General features: G+C 64.7%; 2 protein-coding genes. Both read left to right on the top strand.

From position 1 onward, the window contains the following. Window positions 1–50: 50 nt before the first annotated feature. Window positions 51–275 (top strand): DUF433 domain-containing protein, encoded by a 225-nt coding sequence (locus tag U9977_RS26605; RefSeq protein WP_322752018.1) that lies wholly within the window; start codon window positions 51–53, stop codon window positions 273–275. Window positions 276–321: 46 nt separating this feature from the next. Next, a partial coding sequence (locus U9977_RS26610) for an ATP-binding protein (protein ID WP_322752016.1) occupies window positions 322–802 on the top strand: 481 nt, incomplete at its 3' end.

Raw genomic sequence — 802 nt, forward strand, 5'->3', positions numbered from 1 at the left:
CTCCCCTGGGCGCATACTGAAGCGTGGGAGATGATCGGCTGGCCCTGATCGTGACGGATCCGGCGGTCTGCCATGGGAGGCGCACATCCCGGGGTACCAGGGTGCCGGTGGGTGTGGTGCTCGACTGTCTGGCGGATGGCTGTCTGTCGAGGAGATCGTGGCGGAGTATCCGTCTGTTGACGAGTCAGGTATGCGGGCGGCTGCGGCTTACGGGGTTCGGTTGGCTCGGGAGCGGCTGGTTCGGGCCGATGCCGATCCACTGGGATCTACCGTGACCTCAAAGGGTGCCGCGAGTGTGGAGCCGATAATAGGATCATGGGGTTGATAGGGGTAGACGTTGAGCGGGTTCGGGCCGCGATCGCCGACGGTGAGAGTTTCACTGTTGAGTTCAAGGGGGAAAGCCGGGGCTCGCTGAACGACCGGGACCTCGTCGAAGCGGTAGTCTGTCTGGCGAATGGCCGGGGTGGTTTGCTCCTTGTCGGTGTAGAGGACGACGGTCGGGTGACCGGTGCTCGGCCGCGGCATGAGTCCGGCCGTACTGATCCGCTTCGGCTGCAGGCACTGCTCGCCAACTCGACCCAGCCGCCGATCCAGACCGTGGTTGAGGCCATTCAGATTGATGGGCTCCCGGTCCTGTGTATCGAGGTGGAGGACAGTCCACGGATCGTCGGGACGACGCGGGGAACCTATGTGCGTCGGGCGATTGGTGGGGACGGGCGGCCGACGTGTCTTGCCTTTCACGCACATGAGATGTTGGCGTACGAGATCGACCGGGGTGCGGCGGACTACGGCGCGCTGCCCA

Source organism: Protofrankia sp. Cas8, from assembly GCF_963555845.1.
In the GTDB taxonomy this organism is placed as follows: domain Bacteria; phylum Actinomycetota; class Actinomycetes; order Frankiales; family Frankiaceae; genus Protofrankia.